The sequence below is a fragment of the Actinomadura meridiana genome (assembly GCF_039537545.1).
In the GTDB taxonomy this organism is placed as follows: Bacteria; Actinomycetota; Actinomycetes; order Streptosporangiales; family Streptosporangiaceae; genus Spirillospora; species Spirillospora meridiana.
The window spans coordinates 87,223-110,041 of sequence record NZ_BAABAS010000006.1 but is presented as its reverse complement, the minus strand read 5'-3'; the positions used below and the strand labels follow the sequence as shown (position 1 = coordinate 110,041).

Below are 22,819 nucleotides of genomic sequence, written 5' to 3'. Positions count from 1 at the left end.
TCGATGTCTTCGCATTTTACCTAGCGGGAACGTGCCGGATCCCGCACCGGCCGCGGCGGGGCACCCACGCGCGGCCGTCAGGACCGGAGCGTCGATTCTCCGGTCACGACGCGCGCGCCGCGAGTCGCGACGTCCAACGGGTGCTTGAGCCAGCCATTACCCACTCCGGGTGCTATCGAATCAACCCGTGATGCGCTTGTGAAGGCCAGGACAGTGGGACCTGCCCCGGAAATCACCGCCGGGACGCCCGCCGCGCGAAGCCGCGCGACGAGTTCGGCCGACTCGGGCATTGCGGGCGCGCGATAATCCTGGTGCAGCCGATCCTCGGTGGCGTCGAGCAGGACGCTGGTGTCGAGCCCACCGGTGAGCGCCGCGACGAGCAGCGCGGCGCGTCCGGCGTTGGCGGCGGCGTCCCCGTGCGGGACGGTCTCCGGCAGCAGCCCGCGAGCCTGCTCGGTCGCCAGCCGCTGCTCCGGGACATAGGCGGTGACCTGCGTAATCTTTGTCTCAAGCCGGACGAGTCGTGGGCCGTCCGGGGTCGTCCAGGCAACGGTCAGGCCGCCCGCGAGGCACGGCGCGACATTGTCGGGATGGCCCTCGATCTCGGTGGCGAGGCGGAGCGCGGCGTCGTCCCCGAGCAGTTCGCCGCCCGGGTGCAGCTCGCGCGCCGCGACGATCCCGGCGACGATCGCGGCGGACGAGGATCCGAGGCCGCGGCTGTGCGGGATCCGGTTGCGGCACCGCAGCCGCAGGCCGGGTGGCCTGCGCTCGGGTCCGGTTCCGGCCAGATCGTCCAGGATGTCGTAGGTGCGGCGGACCACCCTCACGATGAGGTGCTGTTCGCCCCGGTCGGCGACCTCGGTGCCCTCGCCGTCCACCTCGATGGACACGCCGGGCTTCCCGGTCGCCTCGACCTCGACGTCGTCGTACAGCGTCAGCGCGAGGCCGAGCGAGTCGAAGCCGGGGCCGAGGTTGGCGCTGGTGGCCGGTGTGCGGACGACGACCGGCCCCTCCGTCCAGCCCACGTCAGGTGAGACCGAGCTCCGACGCGGCGGAGTGCGCGTCGACCTTGATGGTGGTCGGGGCGGGCGCCCCGGAGATCGCCCAGTCGGGGTCCTTGAGGCCGTTGCCCGTCACCGTGCACACGACCCGGGACCCGGGCGCGACCACGCCCTGCTCGCTCGCCTGCACCAGGCCCGCGACGCTCGCCGCCGAGGCGGGCTCGACGAACACGCCCTCCTCCCTGGCCAGCAGCCGATACGCGGCCAGGATCTGCCGGTCGGTGACCGACGCGATGGCGCCGCCCGACTCGTCCCGCGCGGCGATCGCCAGGTCCCAGGAGGCGGGGTTGCCGATCCTGATCGCGGTCGCGATCGTCTGCGGCGTCAGGACGGGCTCGCCCTTCACGAACGGCGCGGCCCCGGACGCCTGGAAACCCAGCATCCTTGGGGTCTTCGAGGCCACCTCGTCGGTCGCGTACTCCTTGTAGCCCATCCAGTAGGCGGAGATGTTTCCCGCGTTTCCGACGGGCAGGCAGTGCACGTCGGGGGCGTCGCCGAGCGCGTCCACGATCTCGAACGCGGCCGTCTTCTGCCCCTGCAACCGGTATTTGTTGACCGAGTTGACCAGAGCCACCGGATAGTCGACGGACAGTTTCCGTGCCAGCTCGAGGCAGTCGTCGAAGTTGCCGTCCACCTGGAGGAGACGCGCGCCGTGCACCAGCGCCTGCGCCAGCTTCCCCATCGCGATCTTCCCGGCGGGGACGAGGACCGCGCAGGTCATCCCGGCCCGCACCGCGTACGCGGCGGCCGACGCGGAGGTGTTTCCGGTCGAGGCGCAGATGACCGCCTTCGCGCCGTCCTCGGCGGCCTTGCTGATCGCCATCGTCATGCCGCGGTCCTTGAACGACCCGGTCGGGTTGGCGCCCTCCACCTTGAGGAACACCTCGCAGCCGGTCAGCTGCGACAGCCGTCCCGCGGGCAGCAGCGGTGTACCGCCCTCCAGCAGCGTCACGACCGGAGTCGCGTCCGTCACCGGAAGCCGGTCGCGGTACTCCTCGATAAGGCCACGCCACGCACGGGCGGTCGCGTTCACGTCGGACTCCCTGAATGACCTGCGATGTTGCCCGTGAGTCTACCGGTGCGGGACGACCCGCTCCCACTCCAGACGCCCTTCACGGCGGGTGGAGAACGTCACTCCTCGCCTTCGACGCGCATGACACTCGTGACCTCGCGGACGATGTCCAGGTCGCGCAGCCCCGCCACCGTGGCCGCCAGCGCGGCGTCCGGGGCCCGGTGGGTCACCACGACGAGCTGCGCCTCCTCGCCCAGCCCCACCTGCCGGACGGCCTGAATCGACACGCCGTGCCTGGCGAACTCCTCGGCGACCGTGGCGAGAACACCGGCCTCGTCGGTCACGTCCACCTGGATGTAATAACGGGTGACCGTCTCACCCATTGGAAGCACCGGAAGCTTCGCGTACGTCACTTCCACTGGGCCGGGCGTGCCACCGGCCACATTCCGAGCCACCGCGACCAAGTCGCCCAACACGGCCGACGCCGTTGGAGCCCCACCGGCGCCCGCGCCATAGAACATCAGCGAACCCGCTGACTCCGCCTCTACGAACACCGCGTTGTAGGCCTCACGAACACTCGCCAATGGATGCGAACGGGGAATCATCGCCGGATATACCCGCACCGACACACCACGGCCGTTCCGTCCGCCCTCCGAAGGAACGCGCTCGCAGATGGCGAGAAGCTTGACGACGCAGTCCATTCCCTTGGCACCGGCCACATCCGCGGCACTCACCTCAGTGATGCCTTCACGATGGACATCCGCGGCGGTCACCGGAGTGTGGAAAGCGAGCTGCGCAAGGATCGCCGCCTTGGCCGCGGCGTCGAAACCCTCCACATCAGCTGTCGGGTCGGCCTCCGCGTAGCCGAGCGACTGGGCCTCCTCCAACGCTTCGTTGAAACCCGCGCCGTTGGTGTCCATCTGGTCGAGGACGTAGTTCGTGGTGCCGTTCACTATGCCGAGCACCCGATGCACGTGGTCGCCGACCAGAGACTCCCTCAACGGCCGCAGCAACGGGATCGCGCCCGCCACCGACGCCTCGTAGTAGAGGTCCGCGCCGTACTCCCTGGCCGCCGCGAACAGCGTCGCGCCGTCCTCCGCCAGCAACGCCTTGTTCGCCGTGATGACCGACTTGCCGGACTTCATCGCCTCCAGCATCAGCGACCGCGCCGGCTCGATCCCGCCGATGACCTCGATGACGATGTCGACGTCGTCCCTGGTCACCAGCGTCTGCGCGTCCGTCGTCAGCAGCTCCCTGGCGACGCCGTCCCGGACCCGGTCGGGCCGCCGCACCGCGATCCCGGCCAGCTCCAGCGGCGCCCCCACCCGCGCGGCCAGGTCGTCGGCCTGCTCGTTCAGCAGCCGGACGACCTCCGTGCCGACCACGCCGCAGCCGAGCAACGCAACGCGCAGTCCGGGTTTCACGCTTCGACCTCCGCATCGAGCCGCAGCAGGTCCTCGGCCCCCTCGCGGCGGACGATCACGCGCGACCTGCCGTCCCTCACCGCCACCACGGCGGGCTTCGGGACGTAGTTGTAGTTGCTGGCCATCGATCGACAGTACGCACCGGTCGCCGCAACCGCCACCAGATCCCCTGCCGCAATATCTTCGGGGAACCAGAGGTCCCGCACCACAATGTCGCCGCTTTCGCAGTGCTTCCCGACAAGCCTACTGAGCATGGGTGATGCGTCGGACGACCGGCTCGCCAGCACGCCCGTGTACTCGGCGCCGTACAGCGCGGTCCGCAGGTTGTCGCTCATGCCGCCGTCCACCGAGACGTAGGTACGCAGACCCTCGACGTCCTTGACGGTGCCGACTTCGTACAGAGTGACGCCGCCCGCCCCCACGATCGCCCTGCCGGGCTCCACGGTCAGCCGGGGCATCGTCAGCCCATAGGCCCGGCACTCGCGCACCACGATGTTCCTGAGGCCGTCCGCGATGGACTTCGGGTCGTGCGGCGCCTCACCCGGCACGTACGCGATGCCGTAGCCGCCGCCCAGGTCCAACTCGGGCAGCTCGACGCCGTGCTCGTCCCGGATGGCCACCAGCAGCTCGGCGAGCCGGTGCGCGGCGACCTCGAACCCGTCCACCTCGAAGATCTGCGACCCGATATGGCTGTGCAGCCCCACCAGCTCCAGCTGCCGCAGCTCCAGAACCCTCCGCACCGCCTCCAGCGCCGCCCCGGAACTCCTGGAGAACCCGAACTTCTGGTCGTCATGGGCCGTCGCGATGAACTCATGGGTGTGAGCCTCGACACCCGTGGTCACGCGCACCATCACCTTGGGCCGGACACCCATCTCCTGAGCGAGATAACCCACGCGGGCGATCTCCTCGAACGAATCCAGCACGATCCGTCCGACCCCGGCCTCCAGGGCCTTCTCGATCTCCCAGGCCGCCTTGTTGCTCCCATGCAACGTGATGCGCTCCACAGGAAAATCCGCAGCGAGTGCGACAGCGAGCTCTCCCCCACTGCACACGTCCAGCCCGAGACCTTCCTCTTTCACCCACCGCGCGACGGCCGTACACAGGAACGCCTTACTGGCGTAGTGCACGTCCCCGTCATGAAACGCAGCCGCGTACTCCCGCGCACGGCTCCGCACGTCCTCCTCGTCGTAGACATACAGAGGAGTGCCGTACTCCCGCACGAGATCCCGCACATCGACACCACCCACGGACAGCACACCACCGTCCCGCTTGGCGTTCCGTGGCCAGACCGCGGGGTCGAGCGCGTTCAGATCATCAGCGGGCCCCGCCGGGTGGTCTTCCGGCAGAACATCGGCATGCAGCGGCCCAGCAGGGTGTACTCGACTCATATCCGCTCTCTAGGGGTTTCACCGAACATCTTCAGTCCGTCGCCGAGGACGACCTTCACAGCCTCCGCCAAGCCGACCCGTCCACCTTCCAGCGGACGGCGCTCATGGACGTCGTGGTACGCCCCGGCCACCTTCTCCAAACAAAACATCAGCGGCCTGGCATCCCGTTCCCGCTCCGCCTGAAGCGCCCTCCCGCGAACGTCCCCCAGGACCCCCACCAACGCAAGCTCCTCCGGACCCCCCACAGCCCCCCGCTCAACCCCCAACTCTCCAGCCCAACGACCCGTCCAACAGGCCCGCGCATAGGCATACCGCACCGAAAACCCTGGATTCTCAAACGTCCGAGGCCACTCCGCCCACCCGCCAGAAACAGACACATCCCCCAAAACTCCCCGCAAAACCCCCTCCACAACCTCCTCGGCCCCCACCACAACCCGCACGAACCCACCCCGCACACACCCACCAACCCGCCGCGCGATCACCCAAGGATCAACCCCCAACCGCAACGCCACAGGACTCTCAAAAACCCCAGCGCCCCGACTGAAAACAAGAGCCACCTCAGGCACAGCCACATCAAGCTCACCCTCAGCCACGGCATCCCGCACCGCGCCCACCAGGGCATCGCTCACATCGGCTGAACTCACACCGGGAGACTATCCGGACACCGCGGCGAGCTTTCGCACGGTCTGGATCAGCTGATTCGGGTCGAACGGCTTGGTCACGTAGGCGTCGACACCGATCTCATGCCCTCTGCGCACATCATGCTCCTGCGCCCGCGCCGTGATCATCACAACCCGGATGTGCGCCGTCCCCGGGTCCTCCCGCAACCTCACGGCAGTCACCCACCCGTCCAACCGGGGCATCATCACGTCCAACGTGATGACGTCCGGCCGCACCTCCGCCACCCGCTCCAGACAGTCCTGACCGTCCACCGCCGTCGCCACCTCGAACCCCTCCAGTTGCAGGTTCACAGCGATGAGCTGGCGGATCACCTCGTCATCATCGACAACCAGCACGCGTCCCAGTGGCTCGGTCACGGCCTCGAAGTTAGCCCACGAACCCGGCCCGCGCACGGCGAACGTTAACGTGCGCGCCACCCCACCAAACCCTGGTAACCTTCTACCGCGCGCCACCGCAAGGCCGCAGGCCCCCTTAGCTCAGGGGATAGAGCAACGGCCTCCGGAGCCGTGTGCGCAGGTTCGAATCCTGCAGGGGGCACCCAGAAGACGGGAACAGGCGGCCGTGGTTTCGGCCCTGTTCCGTTTGCATCTCAGACCCTCGTTCCGTGACCTCGTGTCACTGTGGGCCGCGAGCGGGGTGATCGCGCTGTGGGCGTCCATGACCTGGAAGAGTTCATGCTGGGCCGCGCCCAGTGGTTCGTAGGAGCGCACGCATGAGGCGGCAGTCCTGTTCGGGCGGGACGGTGGCCCTCGGCGTCCCGGTGCAGCGCCGCCCTTCCCAGGACAGGTCCCCGCCAGGGACGGTCGCGGGGTCGCGAGGGCTCTTTACCGGGGTGTCGCCGGCGCGATCGTCGATGCCGGGGCGACTCAGACGCGGCGGGTGGAGATGTCGCAGGAGGCGAGAATCTCGTGCGGCAACATGTCACCGGTCTCGACCGCGGATCTGGTCAGAGCGGCCTCCGCCGACGACGACGTCGCTCCGGGCGGGACGACGAGAAGCAGGGTCGGGGCCGCCCGCCCGCGGGTGATCGCGACCATGTGATCGCGGTGGGCCAGCCAGCCCACGCCGACCTCGCGTCCGAGGACGGTGATGCGGAGCGGGATCTCGTCCCAGTCGTCGAAGTCGATGGTCACGCGGGTGGCAACCTCTGGCGGCTCGCCCGTACCGGTCAGAGCGGTCAGCAGGTCGGTGAGTTCGGCGACAGCGTCGCGGGATCTCGGCCACCAGCCACCGTCCATGACCCCGCGTCCTGCCTGGCCGGGGGCCAAGCGGAGCCGTGGGCGTGGCGGCATCGTGAGTTTGGGCGGTGTGGTCGCGGCGGGCGGGAAGGCGAGTTGCCCGGTGTCGCTGGCCATGGGAGGGCACCGTTCTCGGTTCGTACGGAACCGGCTCGTGTACCGCCGGGGACGGCGCCGGCATGGTGGCCCGCGCGCGAAGTGCCCCTGGCATCGCGAGTGTACGTCACAGAATGTGCGCGTTCGGAGTCACAGGCCTGCCTATGCCCGGCGATGACGGCACCGGACGGTCATCCCGGCAGGCGGTCGGGACGGCCAGGCCAGTCCCAGCAGGCGGCACGGGCTGGGGCGCCTAGAGCGATTCGCTCACCCAGCGCCACCCGTCCTTCTCATGCTGGGCCCGGATCAGCTGCACACCGCTGGAGTCCGCGAGCTCGGCGATCATCCGGATCAGCCGGCGGTGGAGGTCGGCCGGCGGGTGACCGCCGCCCGACGAGCCTTCCAGGAGCGTCACGCTGACCTTCGCCTCGTCGCGAAGCTGCGCGGTCAACCGGCCCGTATTGTCCAGGCGGAGTATCACGATCGCGTCGGCACGGACCATGTCGCAGCCGTCCGCCGCCGAGATCCACACTTCACTCATGAGCCTCATCTCCCAGGATCGCAAGCCCATCCGCCTTTCAACATAGGGCTGTTCCTCGTGGCCCACCCGCATCGCGGCGTCCTGTGGATGGAGCCGTACAACGTTCGTCCAGTGGCGGCCGTCCCGTCTGAGAGGGGCGTCCGAACGCGCGGCGGACACGGGACCAGGTGCGGCCTCATGCACGCCGCGATGGCGAAGCGAGCGCGTAGACTCATTGTGACGAGGGTTTCTCGATGCGGGTGGCCAAGCCCGGGTCCCCCTGGTCTCTCGATGCTCGGTCCTCTTCGGGGCCAGATAGGTCCGGCGCTATGACGCCGCAACAGCAGGCCACCCGAATCGTTGAGGCCGGCCCCCTTACCGGGACCGCGCACATGGTCGGGCTGACCAGCGAACGGCTCGCCGACCACACCGTCCTCACCCTCAGCGGTGAACTCGACGCCACTTCGACCACGCCGCTCCGGGAACGCCTTTACGTCGCCCTGCGTGACGCCGGCGCGTACGTGATCATCGACCTGGCCGGCGTCACGTCCTGCGACGAGTCCGGACTGGCGATGCTCGCCGGCGCACGCCGCCGGACGGAGGCGAAGGGCACGACCATGGTCCTCGCCGCCCTACGTCCCCAGCTGGAGGGGCTGCTGCGGGTCACCGGGCTGCTCCGCGTCTTCGCCGTCCACTCCTCCGTCGCCGAGGCGCGGACCGCCGGTCCGGGCGCCCAATCGGCCGCGGCTTGACCGCGCGGACGTCGGCGGCGGCCACGCGGGCGATCCAACGCAACGGGCGGAACCCTGTCCGCCGCCGAACCTCGGCCGGGCCCAGACCGGGCCGACGCCTGGCGGACGAGGAGAGCGGGACGACGACATGACCAACGACAATCTGCCGACCAGCGTCTGGGAGACGCCGAACGAGACGCGGGGCACGCAGAACAGCCGACGCCTGACCGCGTCATTCGACCTGATCGCGGCGGTGCTGGACGGAATCACCCTCCCCGGACTGCTGACCCTGGTGGCGGAACAGGCTCGCGCCATGGCGGGCGTCCCGCTGGCCTTCATCGCCCTGCCCGCCGAGGACGCCCTCATCTTGCGGATCGACTTCGCGGTCGGCGTCGGCAGCGACCAAATACACGGGCTGACGGTACGGCGAGGCCGATCGATGCTCGGACGGGCGTTCAGCTCCCGCCGGGCCCTGTCCGCGCGGATCGTCGCCGACCAGACACTCAGCGCCCTGCCGCCCGGCCCGATCCTGATCCTCCCGCTGGACACCGGGGAGGCCACACGCGGCGTGCTCGCCGTCCTCGGACAACCCGGTGCGGAACCGGTCAATCCGTCCACCGCCCGCCAACTGCTGCTGTTCGCCGACGCCTCCGCCCGCCTGATCCAGCTCGCCGAGGACCAGCGTGACCGTCCCGGCGGACCCCGTGGGAGCACAGATCATCGCTCTTCGACCGCCCCGATCCAGCGGAGCGTGACCACCGGGTGGTGAGACCCACGAGGTCGACCTGACCGCCGTCCCGGGTCGAGCCTTTCCGCACCTTCCGGAAAACAGCCAGCCCTTTGCGTAGAAGAACGTGCGGTCCGTATTCTCCACGGGCGTTCCGCGCGGACTTGGCAATGGCCGCAGAGTGCGAAGAGTCTCGTCTGCATAGCGAGAATTCTGGCATTTAGGGCGGAGCAGCGAACGGAACCGGGAAAGGGCTAGCGAGCCGACCATCATCGGGCGGATTGCGGGGATTTCACTACCCCGGTGCGCTGAGACCGAACATTACGAGGCTCGTCGGGCTCCGATGGAGAGGATCACACGACCCGTTCACAACCCGCAACGATCCAGGCCCGGTTGCGTGTGATAGGATTCGCGTAGTTGCGGTTCCCATAGACATGTTCATGCGCCTGTCGGATCTGACCTCAGGCGCATTTTTTGTTGTTCTGGACCTTCCGGATGGGCCATCGCGGCGTCCTCGCCGCACACGGTGTGCGGGCGGGACAGAACAAAGGAGACGACATGGCCACCGGTACGGTCAAGTGGTTCAACGCCGAAAAGGGTTTCGGCTTCATCGAGCAGGACGGCGGCGGCGCCGATGTCTTCGCGCACTACTCCAACATCGCGGCGCAGGGCTTCCGCGAGCTGCAGGAGGGCCAGAAGGTGACGTTCGACATCACCCAGGGACAGAAGGGCCCGCAGGCGGAGAACATCGTCCCGTCCTGATCAGGACGTCCGCTGCGGGGCCCGGATGGCCCCCGCAGCGGTGCGCACCGGCCGTGGCTCCCGGGGGGCGGTCCGCTCACCCCAAGACCACCGACAGTTTCCATCATGGCCCGCAGCGCGTACGCCGCCGGTCGACTCCAGTTCGTTCTGAGACTTCTCCGTCGACCTCCATCCGCGAGGCGCGGGCTCGCACGGCGGAGCCTTCCTCGACACGCATCGCTTCGAGGAAGGCTCCGCCGTGTCCCGCGGTCCCCAGTCACCGAATCGGCCATCGCCACCAGCAGCGCCGCCGCCTCAGGACGACGGGCCCACTGCAACACCCGACTGTGCCCAGTGTCGAAATACTCGGCCATAGCCTGCCCGTGCCCGGCGGCCCGATCACGCTGCCGTGCCCGCGACGTCACCGGATCTTGATGTGGTTCTGGTGGTCAGCCGGTCGTCTGGTTCGCCGGGGCCAGCCAGCCGAGCCGCTGGGACATGTTGCGGGCGCAGGTGACGACGGCGCGTACGTGGTCGGAGTCGTCGGTCGCGCGCCACAGGATCGACCAGGGGTAGAAGGAGGCCGGTTCGGTGAGCGGGCGCCAGATCGTCCCGGGGAGCGCGGAGATGCAGGAGGAGGGCACGCAGTACAGGCAGCGGCCCTGGGCGACCAGTGCGGACGCGGCGTGGACGCTGTCGACGGTGCCCTGGTGCACCGTCGGAGTGAAACCGGCGGCCCGGCACATCTCGACGGTGAACTGGTTGAACTCCGGAGCCTTCATCTCCTCGGCCAGCAGCAGCGGCTCACGAGCAAGGGCCTCGACCGGCACCGCGTCCAGTTCGGCGAACCGGTGCCCGCGGGGGACCAGAACGCCGAGACGGTCCTGGCGGAACAGGTGTGAGGCGATCCCGCTCGGTGCCAGTGCGGCGCGGCCGATCCCGACGTCGAGGCGTCCGTCGAGGAGTTGCTGATACTGCTCGGGGACGCCGGCCTCCACCTGGTGGATCACCAGGTCGGGGTAGAGCGCCTGAGCCTCGTGCAGAATCTGCGGCATCGAGTCGTAGCTGGCGTCGATGATGCCGACCCGCAGTGCCGGGGAGGTGCCCTGGGCGGTCCGGGCGACCTGGGCGGCGCGCTCCACGTGAGCCAGGATCTGCCGCGCTTCGACCAGGAAGGCCGCGCCCGCCGGGGTCAGGGCGACGTAGTGGGTGGTGCGCTCCAGAAGACGCACGCCCAGTTCCCGCTCCAGCCGCTGTATCTGCTGGCTCAGCGCCGACTGCACGATGTGCTCGCGGGCCGCCGCGCGCCCGAAGTTGAGCTCCTCCGAAACGGCGACGAAATAGCGGAGCTGGCGCAGTTCCACGTCTCCCGCCTTCTGAGCTGCAACAGTGAGACCTGATCGCCGATCCTATCTCGCGGCGCGGCCCCCACAGGGGGTCGCTGATCCAGTGCCAGACGTCGCCCTCATGCTGCGCGGACGAGTTGCCCGCCGCTGGAACCGGCGAGCTCGGCGACCGCCCGGACCAGCCGACGATGGAAGTCATCGGGCGGCCGGACACCGGACGAGCCTTCCAGGAGGGGCACACCGACCTTGACGGCATCGCGGAGCTGCGCGGTCAGCCCGCCGGTCTCATCCAGGCGGAGCATCACGAGAACCGGCGTCCGGAATCGCGGCTACGACCGAATGAACGGGCAAGGCGCGACATTTGTGCGGAGTCCCACCCCGACTCCCTGTTCCGCGCGCTCGGCGTTTCCGCCGCATTCGCGGCACCGGGCCGTCACCCCGAGCCCGGTGACCGTGACCAGGACCGACGAAGGGCGCCGATGATCATGAAGGAGGACTTTTTCGGGCTGATGAGGGGGCTCATCAGAGGCATGGCCATCGCGCTGACTCTCGTCTGCACGCTCATCGCGGCGGTCGCCCCCACCGCCTCCTGACGGTTTGCCGCATCTCCTCTTCTCACGCGGTGTGATCGCGATCGTCCGGCGAGTCAGGCGTGGACGTCCTGGTCGGGGTGGACGGTGAGTGCGCGGTCGAGTCCGGTGACGCGGAGCAGCTCGGCGACCTGTGGGCCGGGGGCGGCGATGCGCACGACGATGCCGAGCCCGGCGGCGCGGCGCCGGATGCCGACCAGCAGGGCCAGCCCAGCCGCGTCGGCGGACGCCACCTCCCTCAGGTCGAGGATCAGCAGGCGCCCGCTGCGCCCCAACGCGCCGAGCAGGTGCTCGCGCAGCGCTGGAGCGGCGGCGCCGTCCACGGCGCCCGACAACGCGATGATGGTGTGGCCGGGGCGCCGGTGGCCGGGCATCCCGACTTCGTCGGGGGCCCGGACGGGGCTCCCGGCGGTGGGCGCGGTGGCGGTGGACGTGGTCATGGTGATCTCCGATCGTAGGTGGGCGGGAGCACCGGCCCGGACGGCCGGATGACGGCCGACCGGGCGGCAGGCCGGATGAATGCGCCGCGAGGTCTCTTCGGAGCCGCCCGCCCTAGGACTCCCAGGCCCTCTCCGAGGCCGTCGGAGTGTCGACCCGGGCCGTCCGGCCGGGTGGTGGGGTGAGGGCGGCCAGCAGGCCGGGGATGCCGAGGTGGTCGTGCGGGTGGACCGCCAGGTCCATCGACGCCTCGGCTTCGGTCCGGGGCGTGGCGGCCGGGACGGTGAGCAGGTCGACGCGCCGTCCGTCGGCGTGGATCGCGGTGAGCAGCCCGGAGGGAAGGGAGTCGAACCAGCTCAGCCGGACAACCCGGGGGTCGTCCGGGCCGTTGACGCGCAGCCTGCGGGGACGGCCGTCCCAGTCGTCCATCCGGAGCAGGACGTGGGTGACGCGACGGTGGTCGTCGATGGGACCGTGGTCTTGCAGGGCCAGGATCAGGCCCGGCAGCTCCGCGACCGGGTCGGCCGAGCGGGGCCACCAGGCGCCGTCCAGCGCGGTCCGCGCTGAGCCCGGAGGGGCCGCGGGGCGCAGCCGCAGCCGTGGAGTCGAAGGTGGTGACAGGCTGATCGTGGTGCGGCGTTCGGCGGTGGTCCACATGGCAGGCGCCTTCCTCGGGGTTCTGATCGGTGCGGCGGGTCGGTTTCTCAGCGGAGGCGCTTGCGGGTCAGCGGGCGCGGCCAGCCGGTGCGGCCGTTGACGCTCGGCTTGTGCGAGGTCTGCGTGACTCCCCCTCTCCGGGGGGGCGGGCCGGTGTGACGGATGAACCCTCAGAACAGGGGTGTCGTCATTTTGCCGGATATTTTCATTCTACCCCGATAATTGCCAATATGCGGGAAAAATACAAAGTCGCCAGGTGATTCGCTCGCACATCGGGGACCGTCGCCGCCCGAGCGTGAGAAACCTGCTTCCATTTCTGCTGAATTCCCGTCGAGGCGACGGGTTATCGGCGCAAGTGATGGGGTGTGCATGGATTCGCTGTGTCCATCCTCGGCTCATCGCGCTTGGCTGATATGCGGCCGGTTCGACTGCTTGGGGGAAACCGGGCCGGACGCTCCAGGGCCGCCCGCTCCTCCCCGGGCCGGCCGGCCCTGGAGCCGTCTCGTGCTCCGCGCCCAAGCCCGGCGCCGGAGGGGGACGCCAGCTCGCCCGGCGCTGACACCCCGCACCCGGTCGAACACGCCCGAGATCAGCGCTTCCCCCTGGAGTTGGCCGGAGCCGGAGGCCGGGTCGACCGCGTCCTTCGCCTGACCGGCATCGACGACGTCCTCATCTGGCGTCCTCAGCCGGAGGACGCGTTGAAAGCGCTGAACGGCCGAACATGACCACCACACGGCTCGGCATGCCGAACACGCGTCGCGCCCGTCGTCACCGTCCGCGGTCAGGTGTGGTCGGTGCGGCGACCGGGATCGTTCGGCGGACGCAGGGAGCCCACCACGGCCGGGTCGTCGTCGATGACGGCCTGGGCGAGGTCGGCGAGCTTGCGGTTGGTGTCGCGGGCCTGGCTGCGCAGGGCGGTGAAAGCCTGGTCGAGTGAGGTCTGGTGGCGTTCGGCGAGCATGCCCTTGGCCTGCTCGATGATCACACGGCTGTTGAGGGCGATCTGAAGTTGCTGGGACAGCAGTTCATGTTCGCGGGCCGCGCGTTCACCCAGGATGCCGATGGTGGCCACGTCCGCCATCGCCTGCCCCAGCCCCTGGATCGTGGCCGCTTCGTCGGTGGCCGGCACGGTGGACGGGGTGGTGAACAGGTTCATCGCACCGATGACCCGTTCCCGCATCCGCATCGGCAACGCCAGCACCCCGCCGTAACCGGCGTCGAGGGCCGCGGGGGTGAACACCGGCCACCGGGAGGCCTCGGCGGCCAGGTCGGTGACCCTGACGGGCCGGCCGGTGGCGAAGCAGTCAAGGCAGGGGCCCTGGCGGGACTGGAGCTGGAACAACTCCAGTAGCCGGGTCTGTTCGCTGGAGGCCGCGATCACCTGTAGCTCGTCGGCCTGGTCGGTGAGCAGGATCCCGGCCGCCTCCACCTCCAGCAGTTCCACGCAGCGCTCGGCCAGCCGGTGCAGGAACTCGATGAGATCGAAGTCGGCCACCAGGGTGTCGGCCAGTTCGACGAACACCTCAGCGAGTCGTTGTTGCTCGGGCATGCCTGCTCAGTCCATTTCCTTGGCCCAGTAGCTGGGGTGCCTTGTCGTGTGACGCTGCCTGTCGTCTGTCGCAGTGGCCATCGTGTCGATCCATCGTGTCGTCAGTTGTCGGGGAAGTCGTCGGGATGAAATCGCAACCGCCGGTCCACCACTTGGCGGGCCAGCCGGGCCAGCGGGACGTCTTCGGTGAAGGCGCGGGCGCGCAACGCGGCGAACGCGTCCTGAAGGCCGACGCCGAGCTGGACCGCGACCATCCCGGTCGCCTGGTACACCTCGATCCGGCCCTCGCCCGGTCCGCCGAGCGGCCACGCCCCCTGATCCGGGGCCGCCCCGTTCAGCGGGGGGCGGCCGGCGGCCAGCATCACCGCCACCGCGGTACGGCACAGCGTCACCGCGTCGGCGACCTGCTCCCGGGTCAGCGACCCCGGCCTGACCCGGTACAGGGTGAGGACGCCCAGCCGAATCGCCCCCACCTGAAGCGGGAAGGCGAACATCCCCCGGGCCCCGGCGGCCGTGGCCGCCGGGGCGAACATCGGCCACCGGGAGGCGCCAGCGGGCGCGGACACGTCGGCGACCAGCACCTGGCCTCCGGAGCTCCCCGCCTCGATGCTCGGGCCTTCCCCCAGGGTGAACTGCTGCTCCTCCAAGAGCGCGGCCACCGCGTCGGTGGCGTGCGCCCGCTGCCGACGGTCCGGCCGGGCCGCCACCGACAGCGCCGCCCCGTCCGCCTCCACCGCCACCACGGCGGCCCCGCACACATGCGCGGCCGACACCGCCTCGCCGTCCGCGCACCCGGCGACCAGCGCCCACAACCGGGCCGCCCGCGCCTCGCCCGCCGCTGGTATCGCCGCCCACCGCCTCACCCTGCCCGAGGCGACCGAACGGCCACGCCCGCACCCAGACTGCCACAACTTCCCGAACGGGCATGGACAGGACCGCGCCGCTCGGCCGTCCAGGCCATCGGCTCCGCTGCTGGGCCCTGCTCGGAACGGCTGTCTTGGCGTCCCGGGCCGTCGAGCCCAACTGGAGATGATCAGAGTTCCCCTCTCAGAGAGCGCTCGGACCACTGGCAGAAGACAGCGTGACCACGAGTGTGACAACGGGTCGGCGACGACGATGTCGATGCCCTGACGGGTCATCGCCTGACCGGCGGTCAGGCCCTCCGTGCGGCCCGCGACGCTCGCCGTCCCGCCGATCGGCCAATGTGATGAGCCGTTCACCGATCGCCTGTGTCCATGAAGAGATCACCAGGCTTGGCTGGAATGTGGCCGGTCACTGCTGGAGGCCGCGCTGATCCACTGGGGCCCTCCGATGTGCGGTGAGCAGTCCCTCACAACGCATCGGACGGCCCTGGCCGCCAGCCGCCCCACATGGGAGGACGCTCTGAACGCCGATCACGCAATCGACGCCTCCCCGGCCGCGCGTGCGCCGTCCGTCGACGCCGCTGATATGACCACCGATATGACGGCACCGGTTCCTCCCCCGAGGCTCCCGCGGCCGTCCGGGACGGCGCTCCAGCGTGTCCACGCGGTCCTTACAGGGGCGATCGTGGTGGCCGCCCGCGGCGCCGTCCCGGTCGGCGGGGCATACGGCGCCGAGACCGCGCCGCCGCGCTCGCCGCCGCCCCGCCGTCCCTCCCGCCGAAAGACCTGAGCCGTGGCCATGGGCGCCACGCACCGAGGGGAGTCCTTTTGACCGGCATCAATGACGACCTTGGGAGCCGTGACACGGCGGGACGCGACGCACCGCCCGGCGGTCCTCCCGTCTCCGCGCCGGAGGAGGTGCGCGCGGCGCGGGTCTACCTGACCTCCCGTCACGCCACCGGCCTGGACGAGCTCCTCTGGGAGGCCAGGAAGCGGCCGATGCCCGACGGCGCCGCCGTCAACGCGGTCATCGCCGCGTCCGGCCAAGCCCGGCGGGGCGCCGGCGACGCCCCGCCCCCGATGGACGTGGCCGCGGCGCTGGTTCTGTTGAGCGCGCTCCGCTCGAACCTGGACCTGGCCGAGGCGCGGCTCCTCGACACCGCCCAAGTCTCAGGCATCGGCATTGAGCAACTCGCCGCCATACTCGGCGTCAGCGTGGAAGAAGCCGAGGAACGTCGCGGTCGGCTGGAACCACTTCTGGACGAGTGCGCCGCCCTGCCGTCCCCCCGCCTGATCGGCCAAGTCTGAGGCCGCGAATCCGCCGACGAATCAGACTTCGCGCCCGTGGACGTAGCACCATTTCCATGCGGATCCGGACTCCAGGGCGCCGACGACGGGGTGGTCGGTCTCCTGGTAGTGCGCTCGGCCGTGCTGGTTGGGTGAGTCGTCCGAGCACGCGACCCAGCCGCAGTTCAGGCAGACCCGAAGCCTCGTCCACACGGCGCCGAGGACTTGACAGCCCGGGCATCGGTCCGATCGCGGAGTCACCGGCGCCAGCCCGTCGATGTGCTCACAACGCGGCGCCGACCCGTTCGGGCTGACTGGGCAGAGGGACATGATCTGGAGGTGCCTGTCGCGGTCAGTGCCCATTGCAGGTTCTCCTCTCCCTTGTCCTCCCTGCGATTCCGCGTCCGACTGGCGGTCCCGGATACGGCACTGCCGAGTCAATCGCCACCGACGCCGTCCCGGAAACCGCCAAGTCGAGCGGAACTCATCACCCACACCCATAACACCCGCACGGGCGGCCGAAGCCTTCCGGGCCGATCGGATGCGAACACGCGGGCTAGGGCCCTCGGCGCCCTGTCGCTGTTCGCCCTCTCGCTGTTCGGCCTGTCGCGGGGGGTGTCATGGAGTGTTGGGGTTTCGGGCCGTGATCAGGTGTTGCAGGGTGCGGCGGTGGTCGGTCGCGACGCCGTGGACGCCGTCGAGGTCGAACAGGTCGGTCAACGGGGTGGCCTGGACGTCCGCGAAGCCGGCGGCGACGATGCGGTCCTGCCAGGCGGTGATGGTCTCCGCTTCGGCCAGCACCAGGGCGCGGCGGGCCTCGTCGTCGTAGGCGCGGGCGCGGGGGTCGGTGTCGGGGTGTCGCATGCCGCCGGCGTGCCAGGGTGCGTCCACGATGGCAAGGCGGCCGCCCGGTCGGAGCAGGCGGCGCCAGTTGCTCAGCGCGGTGTCGACGTCGGGCAGCGTCCAGAGGAGGTAACGGCTGACGAGGGCGTCGAAGGGAGCCCCCGGCACTTCGGGCCTGACCGCGTCGCCTTGGACGAAGGTGATGTCGAGGCCGCGGCTTCGTGCGTTCTCGCGTGCGAAGTCCAGCATGGCGGGTGCGATGTCGATGCCGGTCACCTGGTGTCCGAGGGCGGCGATGGTCAGTGCGGCGTGGCCGGTGCCGGTGCCCATGTCGAGGACGGTCTCGGTGTCGTCCGGCAGCGCGTTCCGCCAGACGCGGGTCCAGGCGGCGTTGTAATCGGGGTGTGCGAGGCGCTGCTCCTGGAACTGCTGGTAATCGGGGGCGTGTTGGTCCCAGTACCAGGTGATCCCGTCTTGGACGGGCGAGCTTGCGGGCATGGCGTTCACTTTCCCTTGAAGTAGCTGGCGAGGCGCTCCAGGCCGTCCAGGACCAGGGGCGTGGGCGGTTCGGTGAAGTTGAACAACTGCACGGTGATCGCATCGTTCTTGACCGCACGGAGGTCCTTGGCGCCGGGGATGTCGAACAGTGCCTGCTTGATCTCCTGGTCGGTGCCATCGGTGTGCAGCAGGACGATGACGTCGGGATCGCGCCCCAGAAGCTCCTCCATCGAGACCTCGAAGACGCGCTTGTCGACGTCGGCGAACACGTTCTGGGCGCCGAGCGTCTTGAGCTGCGGGGTCGCCATGCTCTGGTTGCCGTAGGCCCCGACGGTTCCCTCACCCCGGTAGGGCCACAGCACGGCGACCTTGTGGCCCTTCTGAGCGGACAGCCTCGATTCGACGGTCTTGATGCGCTTCTGGAGGTCCTTGACGGCCTGCTCGGCCTTGGCCCGCCGGTCGAAGACCTTGCCGTACAGCCGCATCTGGGCGTAGATCGTCCCGTAGCCGGGGTCCTTGATCCCTTCCGGGCAGAAGCTGGGTTCCAGGAGCACGGGGGTGCCGGCCGCGGCGAGCGACTCCCGCGCGACGCCCTCCGGCAGGCCGAGCAGCAGATCGGGCTCCTCCGCGATGATCGCCTCGGTGGAGATCTTCAGGTGGCCGTCCGAGCCGAGGCGGTCGGTGAGGGACGGGATCTTGCCGACCGCGTCGAGGGTCTGCTTGGAGTAGTACTCCGGGGGGAACTTCCCGGCCCGCGAAGTCAGCCGGTCCAGCACGCCGAGGGAGGACAGGTACTGGAGCGGGGCACTGTTGACGATCATGACGCGGGACGGCGCCCTGTCCAGCCTGACGTCCACCCCGCAGTTCTTGACGGTGACGGGGTAGCCGCCCGTGTTCCCCTGCCCACCCGCCTCCGGGCCGGTCGAGCCGCAGCCGGCGAGAGCGGCGGTCAGGAGGCCGGCCCCGAGCCATGCGAGGTATCGCTTCATCTGACGGACTACTCCTTGCGATGATCGACGGGCCGGCCGGTGGCCGGAACGATGTGTTCTTCGGATGCCGCCGCGGAAGCGGCGTCGAGCGGGTGGAAGAGGAACTGGATCCCGCGAGAGGTCTCCAACCGTTCGACACCGACGCCGTAGACGCCCTGGAGCAGGTCAGGTGTCAGCACGTCGGCGCAGGGTCCGTGCGCGACGACGGACCCGTCCTGGAGTACCAGGACGTCGTCGCAGTACCGGGCGGCCAGGTTGAGGTCGTGGAGCACGATGACGGTGGTGATGCCAAGCCCGCGGATCATGGTGAGCAGTTCGTGCTGGAACCGGATGTCGAGGTGGTTGGTCGGCTCGTCGAGCACCAGATGGGCGGGCTGCTGGGCGAGCGCGCGGGCGATCATCACGCGCTGCTTCTCGCCGCCGGACAGCCGGACGAAGATCCGGTCGGCGAGGTGCCGTGCGCCGACCCTGCGCAGCGCGGCCGCCGCGATCCGGTGGTCGTTCGCGGTGTTGCGGGAGAACGTCGACTGGTGCGGTGCCCGGCCGAGCATGACCATGTCGGCCACGGTCATGGGCAGGTCGCCCGCCGACTCCTGCAGCACGACCGCGACCTGCCGGGCCAGCGCCCGGTGAGCGATGGAGGTCAGCGGACGCCCGTCGAGCAGGACCTGACCGCTGCGGGGCGTCACGATCCCGGTGAGCATCCGCACCACCGTGGTCTTGCCGCTTCCGTTGGGGCCCAGCAGCCCGAGGATGCGGCCGGATTCGGCCCGCACGTCGATGTCGTGTACCACGGTGGTGGCGCCGTAGGCGTAGTTGAGTCCGCGTCCTTCGATCATGGTCGTCTCACTCGCTTCCGGCGTGCAGGCGGCGGACCAGGATGAGCAGGAAGGGCGCGCCCACCAGCGCGGTGATGATGCCGATCGGCAGCTCCTGCGGGCTCAGGACCATGCGGGCGGCCAGGTCGGCCCACAACAGGAAGGTCGCCCCCATCAACGCGGCGACGGGGATGGCCCGGCGGTGCGTCGCCCCCACGACGCGCCGTGCCAGGTGCGGGATCACCAGTCCGACGAAGCCGATGCTGCCCGAGGCGGCCACCAGCACCCCCACGGCCAAGGACACCAGGACCAGCAGCACCAGGCGGAACCGCGTCGGCGAGATCCCCAGGGTGTGCGCGGTCTCGTCACCGATCGCCAGCGCGTCCAGCCGGCGCCCCCACAGGGTGAGCGTGACCGTCACCAGGACGACGGCGGCCAGGACCACGACCAGCGGCGCCGACCAGTGCGCGAGCGCCAACGTGCCCAGCAACCAGAACAGCACCGACCGGGAGCCCTCGGCCGAGTCGGAGGCGAAGATCAAGAAGCTGGTCAGGGCATAGAGCGCGTAGCCGACGGCGACCCCGGTCATCAGCAACCGGGTCGAGGTGATCCGACCGGCCGAGCGCGCGATCACGAAGACCAGCAGCGACGCGCCGAGCGCACCCAGGAAGGCGGCGATCTGCAGCGCGTGCTCCCCCCAGCCCACGCCGAATCCGAACAGGATCGCGGCCGCGGCCCCCGTCGACCCGCCGGAGTTGACCCCCAGCAGGTACGGGTCGGCGAGCATGTTGCGCACCATCGCCTGCAAGGCCATGCCGGTGACGGCGAGCCCGGCGCCGACCGCCGCCCCGAGCAGCACGCGCGGCAACCGGACGCGCCACACGATCGAGTCGTGCGCCGGACGCCAGGTGACCTCGGCCGGGCTGCCGATCACATGGTGACCGACGATGTCGAAGACGGTCATCGGCGGCACCGACACCGCGCCCATCCCGACCGCCGCGACGACCGTCGCGCAGAACACCGCCAGGAGCCCGAGCAGGAGCAGCACGTACCGGCGCCGCCGGGAGGACGCTCCCAGATCGTCGAGGTCCGGCCCCAAGTCCAGGACTGACGGGGCCACCGATGACGAACCCATGCATCCCCTCAGTTATTGCAACTAATATGCAACAACTAAGATCATGCAGGAGCATCCCGTCAAGTCGGTCCATCATGTGACAAACCACTCATTCAGCGCCGACGCCCACCCACCACCCAGCCCACCGAACACGCCCACCCCTGGCTCCGGACGGATGGCCGCCTCCCTCAGCGGATCCTCTGAGGGCGCAAGGGGCGCGCAGGCTGGCGGCGCTACCGGGCACCAGCGGCGCCCACGGCAGCAGCAACCGATCTGCGACAGATCGCTCTGCGTTCGCCATGACCGATCAGTCCTCTACCTCGTCGACCAGGGCCCCGCCTGGACGTTCCGGTTCGACAAGAGGCGAGCACGTCCTCAGAGTGGCCTTCTCCGTCTGGACGAGGGTCGGTCCGTAGCGGGTGTTTCACATCGGCTCAGGATCGAGCGTAGGCGCGGTCGCAGGAGCCGGCGGTGGGTGCCCACTGGGGCCTGGTGCGCGCCCGGCTTCCGCGTCGGTCGCGTAGGTACAACGTCGCCATTCCCGGGCTACCCGCTTTTGTTCATCGGCAGCTCCACAACTACGAGCTAGAGAACGACATCGCGCTTGGACAGGTCGCGGTGGCTTACGACAGCTACAGAAGAATCGCCCTCCGACGTGGGCCCGACCATCGCATCGGTGGTTTGAGGCGAGGACCGGAGGAGGACTGGCGGTCCTGTCTGGAGGACGAGCCCCGCACCCTGCTCGAACTTGCGCTCCGAAGCCTCAGTCCTCGAGCGAGGCGCCATCTTCGGAAGTTGGTCGACCCTCTCGATCTGGCCTATCAAAGCTGGTCTCTCAACGACCCGTTCGCACCTCCTGACCACCCCTGGTGGCTGCGACGGATCGACGGTATCGAGTAGGGACGAGCACCAGATTTTATGTGCATGCTGGTTTTCTCTCTAGCCGGTTAGCGAATGTGGTTGGTTGTTTTGGTTGCGGTGTGGATTAAGTGTTCCAGGGGGCCTCGACGGAAGTGGCGGGACCAGATGAAGGCGGGGGCGGTTATCGCGAGCAGGAAGACCAGGAGGGTTTGTGGTGGCCATTCTGGTAGGTCGTCGGTGCCTAGTGGGAGGAGTACGAGGATGTGGGCTACGTATGCGGTTAGGGACATCGAGCCGACCGCTACCAGGGGGCTGGCTAGGCGAGGGAGGTGGTCTACGGCGGTTAGTGCTGCGGCTGTTAATAGGAGGGCTGTACCGGTGCCGCCTGCTAGGGAGAGGGTGGTCTCGCCGTGGGGGGCGGCGGTTAGGAGCCAGGCGGCCCCGTCGGGGAGGGTGTCGTCGGCGTTTACGTCGGACCACCAGGCTGCTGGTGTTCCGGTCGGGGCCATGAAGTCTGGGAAGAGGTGGAAGGCCAGCCATGAGCCGGCGTATCCGAGTGTTGTGAGGGCCGCGCCGAGGGCTGCTACGTGGGCTCGGACGGATGTGGAGGTGAGGTCGAGGCGGCCTAGGGCCATTCCCGCGATCAGGAACGGCATGTAGGTGAGGGCAGGGTAGGAGCCTGTGAAGAGGAGGGCTCGGACGCCTTCGGCGCTCAGTTGGACGAGCGGGCTGCCGGGGATTTCGCTGTTTAGGACGTCCCGGATCGCGAATGAGATTTGTGGGCCGGTTAGGGCCCAGCCGGTCGCGATCAGGGCCAGTGTGCGGGGGCGGAGGCGGATTAGGGGTAGCGCGAGTAGGAAGTACGCGCCGTAGTAGGCGAGGATCACCTCTATTTGCGTTCCGGTCATGGTCAGCGCGGTGCCGAGCAGCATGAGGATCGCGGCGCGGATGATGATCTTCGCTGCCGCTTGTCTGCCGGGGCGGCCGGTCTTTGGTGTTTCGCGGCCTCCGATGATGACCAGTGTTACTCCGGCGAGCAGTCCGAACAGGGCCATGGATCTGCCGTGCGTCAGCTCGGCGAGCGTGCCTGTTGGCCCTCCGTCTGCTGGGTCAGGGCCTACGTGCGCCACGCACATCCCGAAGATCGCGAGGCAGCGGGCCAGATCGAGACCTACCAGACGGCCGGTGGTCGTCGGGCGCCGGGTCTGCGGGGCGGCGTGCTCGGTTGAGGGAGCCTGCTGCGTCATGGAGTCGAGTCTTGCGGTCCGGGGAGTCCGGTCCCATCCCCTGGCTGTCTGGGCGTGTCCACCCGGGCGGGTGGACCTACCCGCCGTTCGGCGGGTGTTC

General features: G+C 69.4%; 25 protein-coding genes and 1 tRNA gene. 6 read left to right on the top strand and 20 right to left on the bottom strand.

The genetic code is table 11. From position 1 onward, the window contains the following. Positions 1-77: 77 nt before the first annotated feature. From thrB to ABD808_RS13705, 6 genes are all read right to left on the bottom strand, one after another. The gene (thrB, locus tag ABD808_RS13730; protein WP_344895581.1) at positions 78-1,025 is read right to left on the bottom strand and encodes a homoserine kinase; all 948 of its coding nucleotides are present in this window, start codon (positions 1,023-1,025) and stop codon (positions 78-80) included. 1 nt (position 1,026) lies between these two features. Next, a complete protein-coding gene (gene thrC / locus ABD808_RS13725; RefSeq protein ID WP_344895579.1) occupies positions 1,027-2,094 on the bottom strand; it encodes a threonine synthase in 1,068 nt (355 codons plus the stop codon). 98 nt (positions 2,095-2,192) lie between these two features. Further along, positions 2,193-3,497, bottom strand: a complete 1,305-nt coding sequence (locus ABD808_RS13720; RefSeq protein WP_344895576.1) for a homoserine dehydrogenase — start codon at positions 3,495-3,497, stop codon at positions 2,193-2,195. After that, positions 3,494-4,885, bottom strand: a complete 1,392-nt coding sequence (gene lysA / locus ABD808_RS13715; RefSeq protein ID WP_344895573.1) for a diaminopimelate decarboxylase — start codon at positions 4,883-4,885, stop codon at positions 3,494-3,496. Before lysA ends, ABD808_RS13720 begins: the two co-directional genes overlap by 4 nt. Then, positions 4,882-5,529: a hypothetical protein gene (locus ABD808_RS13710; RefSeq protein ID WP_344895570.1), complete on the bottom strand. Its 648-nt coding sequence runs from the start codon at positions 5,527-5,529 to the stop codon at positions 4,882-4,884. Before ABD808_RS13710 ends, lysA begins: the two co-directional genes overlap by 4 nt. 9 nt (positions 5,530-5,538) lie before the next feature. Continuing rightward, positions 5,539-5,901, bottom strand: a complete 363-nt coding sequence (locus ABD808_RS13705; protein ID WP_344897923.1) for a response regulator transcription factor — start codon at positions 5,899-5,901, stop codon at positions 5,539-5,541. A 130-nt stretch (positions 5,902-6,031) separates the two neighbouring features. Between ABD808_RS13705 and ABD808_RS13700 the strand changes: the two genes are divergently transcribed. Continuing rightward, positions 6,032-6,103 (top strand) — tRNA-Arg (locus ABD808_RS13700). A 329-nt stretch (positions 6,104-6,432) separates the two neighbouring features. On the opposite strand, the gene ABD808_RS13695 is transcribed toward ABD808_RS13700, so the two are convergent. Together ABD808_RS13695 and ABD808_RS13690 are read right to left on the bottom strand one after the other, a co-directional pair. Beyond that, on the bottom strand, positions 6,433-6,921 hold the full coding sequence (locus ABD808_RS13695) for a DUF5994 family protein (RefSeq protein ID WP_344895567.1): 489 nt from the start codon (positions 6,919-6,921) through the stop codon (positions 6,433-6,435). A 232-nt stretch (positions 6,922-7,153) separates the two neighbouring features. Next, positions 7,154-7,441 carry a hypothetical protein gene (locus tag ABD808_RS13690; protein ID WP_344895564.1) on the bottom strand — a complete coding sequence of 96 codons (288 nt, stop codon included), beginning with the start codon at positions 7,439-7,441 and terminating at the stop codon, positions 7,154-7,156. Between the two features lie 308 nt (positions 7,442-7,749). Here ABD808_RS13690 and ABD808_RS13685 point away from each other — a divergent pair, with 308 nt between their 5' ends. The 3 genes from ABD808_RS13685 (at position 7,750) to ABD808_RS13675 (ending at position 9,640) form a co-directional block, all read left to right on the top strand. Next, positions 7,750-8,172, top strand: coding sequence for an STAS domain-containing protein (locus ABD808_RS13685; protein ID WP_344895561.1), 423 nt, complete (start codon positions 7,750-7,752; stop codon positions 8,170-8,172). Between the two features lie 127 nt (positions 8,173-8,299). Continuing rightward, positions 8,300-8,920: a GAF domain-containing protein gene (locus tag ABD808_RS13680; protein WP_344895558.1), complete on the top strand. Its 621-nt coding sequence runs from the start codon at positions 8,300-8,302 to the stop codon at positions 8,918-8,920. A 516-nt stretch (positions 8,921-9,436) separates the two neighbouring features. Further along, entirely contained in the window at positions 9,437-9,640 is a 204-nt protein-coding gene (locus tag ABD808_RS13675; protein ID WP_131964235.1) for a cold-shock protein, read from the top strand. A 428-nt stretch (positions 9,641-10,068) separates the two neighbouring features. Here ABD808_RS13675 and ABD808_RS13670 read toward each other — a convergent pair whose 3' ends face one another. The 6 genes from ABD808_RS13670 to ABD808_RS13645 all read right to left on the bottom strand — a co-directional run bounded on the left by ABD808_RS13670 (position 10,069) and on the right by ABD808_RS13645 (position 15,062). Beyond that, positions 10,069-10,983: a LysR family transcriptional regulator gene (locus ABD808_RS13670; protein WP_344895552.1), complete on the bottom strand. Its 915-nt coding sequence runs from the start codon at positions 10,981-10,983 to the stop codon at positions 10,069-10,071. Between the two features lie 101 nt (positions 10,984-11,084). After that, positions 11,085-11,267: a hypothetical protein gene (locus ABD808_RS13665; protein WP_344895549.1), complete on the bottom strand. Its 183-nt coding sequence runs from the start codon at positions 11,265-11,267 to the stop codon at positions 11,085-11,087. A gap of 344 nt (positions 11,268-11,611) precedes the next feature. Next, a complete protein-coding gene (locus ABD808_RS13660; protein ID WP_344895545.1) occupies positions 11,612-11,995 on the bottom strand; it encodes an STAS domain-containing protein in 384 nt (127 codons plus the stop codon). A gap of 112 nt (positions 11,996-12,107) precedes the next feature. After that, positions 12,108-12,650: a DUF5994 family protein gene (locus ABD808_RS13655; protein WP_344895542.1), complete on the bottom strand. Its 543-nt coding sequence runs from the start codon at positions 12,648-12,650 to the stop codon at positions 12,108-12,110. Positions 12,651-13,431: 781 nt separating this feature from the next. Further along, positions 13,432-14,199 carry a GAF and ANTAR domain-containing protein gene (locus ABD808_RS13650; RefSeq protein ID WP_344895539.1) on the bottom strand — a complete coding sequence of 256 codons (768 nt, stop codon included), beginning with the start codon at positions 14,197-14,199 and terminating at the stop codon, positions 13,432-13,434. Positions 14,200-14,300: 101 nt separating this feature from the next. Further along, positions 14,301-15,062 carry a GAF domain-containing protein gene (locus ABD808_RS13645; protein WP_344895535.1) on the bottom strand — a complete coding sequence of 254 codons (762 nt, stop codon included), beginning with the start codon at positions 15,060-15,062 and terminating at the stop codon, positions 14,301-14,303. A gap of 598 nt (positions 15,063-15,660) precedes the next feature. Here ABD808_RS13645 and ABD808_RS13640 point away from each other — a divergent pair. Both ABD808_RS13640 and ABD808_RS13635 read left to right on the top strand, forming a co-directional pair. Further along, a complete protein-coding gene (locus ABD808_RS13640) occupies positions 15,661-15,852 on the top strand; it encodes a hypothetical protein (RefSeq protein ID WP_344895532.1) in 192 nt (63 codons plus the stop codon). 38 nt (positions 15,853-15,890) lie between these two features. Then, entirely contained in the window at positions 15,891-16,370 is a 480-nt protein-coding gene (locus ABD808_RS13635) for a hypothetical protein (RefSeq protein WP_344895531.1), read from the top strand. 21 nt (positions 16,371-16,391) lie between these two features. Here the strand turns inward: ABD808_RS13635 and ABD808_RS13630 are convergent, their stop codons facing one another. The 6 genes from ABD808_RS13630 to ABD808_RS13605 all read right to left on the bottom strand — a co-directional run bounded on the left by ABD808_RS13630 (position 16,392) and on the right by ABD808_RS13605 (position 22,719). Then, positions 16,392-16,712 (bottom strand): UBP-type zinc finger domain-containing protein, encoded by a 321-nt coding sequence (locus tag ABD808_RS13630; protein ID WP_344895528.1) that lies wholly within the window; start codon positions 16,710-16,712, stop codon positions 16,392-16,394. A gap of 255 nt (positions 16,713-16,967) precedes the next feature. Continuing rightward, positions 16,968-17,690: a class I SAM-dependent methyltransferase gene (locus tag ABD808_RS13625; RefSeq protein WP_344895526.1), complete on the bottom strand. Its 723-nt coding sequence runs from the start codon at positions 17,688-17,690 to the stop codon at positions 16,968-16,970. Between the two features lie 5 nt (positions 17,691-17,695). Continuing rightward, entirely contained in the window at positions 17,696-18,679 is a 984-nt protein-coding gene (locus tag ABD808_RS13620) for an ABC transporter substrate-binding protein (RefSeq protein WP_344895523.1), read from the bottom strand. An 8-nt stretch (positions 18,680-18,687) separates the two neighbouring features. Then, positions 18,688-19,518, bottom strand: coding sequence for an ABC transporter ATP-binding protein (locus ABD808_RS13615; RefSeq protein ID WP_344895519.1), 831 nt, complete (start codon positions 19,516-19,518; stop codon positions 18,688-18,690). 7 nt (positions 19,519-19,525) lie between these two features. Then, positions 19,526-20,632, bottom strand: coding sequence for a FecCD family ABC transporter permease (locus tag ABD808_RS13610; RefSeq protein WP_344895516.1), 1,107 nt, complete (start codon positions 20,630-20,632; stop codon positions 19,526-19,528). A gap of 926 nt (positions 20,633-21,558) precedes the next feature. After that, on the bottom strand, positions 21,559-22,719 hold the full coding sequence (locus ABD808_RS13605) for a DUF418 domain-containing protein (protein ID WP_344895513.1): 1,161 nt from the start codon (positions 22,717-22,719) through the stop codon (positions 21,559-21,561). Positions 22,720-22,819: the final 100 nt, after the last annotated feature.

Coding starts and splice junctions, on each gene's coding strand:
- lysA (WP_344895573.1), bottom strand. CDS start 4,885: ATGAGTCGAGTACACCCTGCTGGGCCGCTGCATGCCGATGTTCTGCCG.
- ABD808_RS13695 (WP_344895567.1), bottom strand. CDS start 6,921: ATGGCCAGCGACACCGGGCAACTCGCCTTCCCGCCCGCCGCGACCACA.
- ABD808_RS13690 (WP_344895564.1), bottom strand. CDS start 7,441: ATGAGTGAAGTGTGGATCTCGGCGGCGGACGGCTGCGACATGGTCCGT.
- ABD808_RS13685 (WP_344895561.1), top strand. CDS start 7,750: ATGACGCCGCAACAGCAGGCCACCCGAATCGTTGAGGCCGGCCCCCTT.
- ABD808_RS13680 (WP_344895558.1), top strand. CDS start 8,300: ATGACCAACGACAATCTGCCGACCAGCGTCTGGGAGACGCCGAACGAG.
- ABD808_RS13675 (WP_131964235.1), top strand. CDS start 9,437: ATGGCCACCGGTACGGTCAAGTGGTTCAACGCCGAAAAGGGTTTCGGC.
- ABD808_RS13665 (WP_344895549.1), bottom strand. CDS start 11,267: ATGCTCCGCCTGGATGAGACCGGCGGGCTGACCGCGCAGCTCCGCGAT.
- ABD808_RS13660 (WP_344895545.1), bottom strand. CDS start 11,995: ATGACCACGTCCACCGCCACCGCGCCCACCGCCGGGAGCCCCGTCCGG.
- ABD808_RS13655 (WP_344895542.1), bottom strand. CDS start 12,650: ATGTGGACCACCGCCGAACGCCGCACCACGATCAGCCTGTCACCACCT.
- ABD808_RS13650 (WP_344895539.1), bottom strand. CDS start 14,199: ATGCCCGAGCAACAACGACTCGCTGAGGTGTTCGTCGAACTGGCCGAC.
- ABD808_RS13640 (WP_344895532.1), top strand. CDS start 15,661: ATGACGGCACCGGTTCCTCCCCCGAGGCTCCCGCGGCCGTCCGGGACG.
- ABD808_RS13630 (WP_344895528.1), bottom strand. CDS start 16,712: ATGGGCACTGACCGCGACAGGCACCTCCAGATCATGTCCCTCTGCCCA.
- ABD808_RS13625 (WP_344895526.1), bottom strand. CDS start 17,690: ATGCCCGCAAGCTCGCCCGTCCAAGACGGGATCACCTGGTACTGGGAC.
- ABD808_RS13620 (WP_344895523.1), bottom strand. CDS start 18,679: ATGAAGCGATACCTCGCATGGCTCGGGGCCGGCCTCCTGACCGCCGCT.
- ABD808_RS13615 (WP_344895519.1), bottom strand. CDS start 19,518: ATGATCGAAGGACGCGGACTCAACTACGCCTACGGCGCCACCACCGTG.
- ABD808_RS13610 (WP_344895516.1), bottom strand. CDS start 20,632: ATGGGTTCGTCATCGGTGGCCCCGTCAGTCCTGGACTTGGGGCCGGAC.
- ABD808_RS13605 (WP_344895513.1), bottom strand. CDS start 22,719: ATGACGCAGCAGGCTCCCTCAACCGAGCACGCCGCCCCGCAGACCCGG.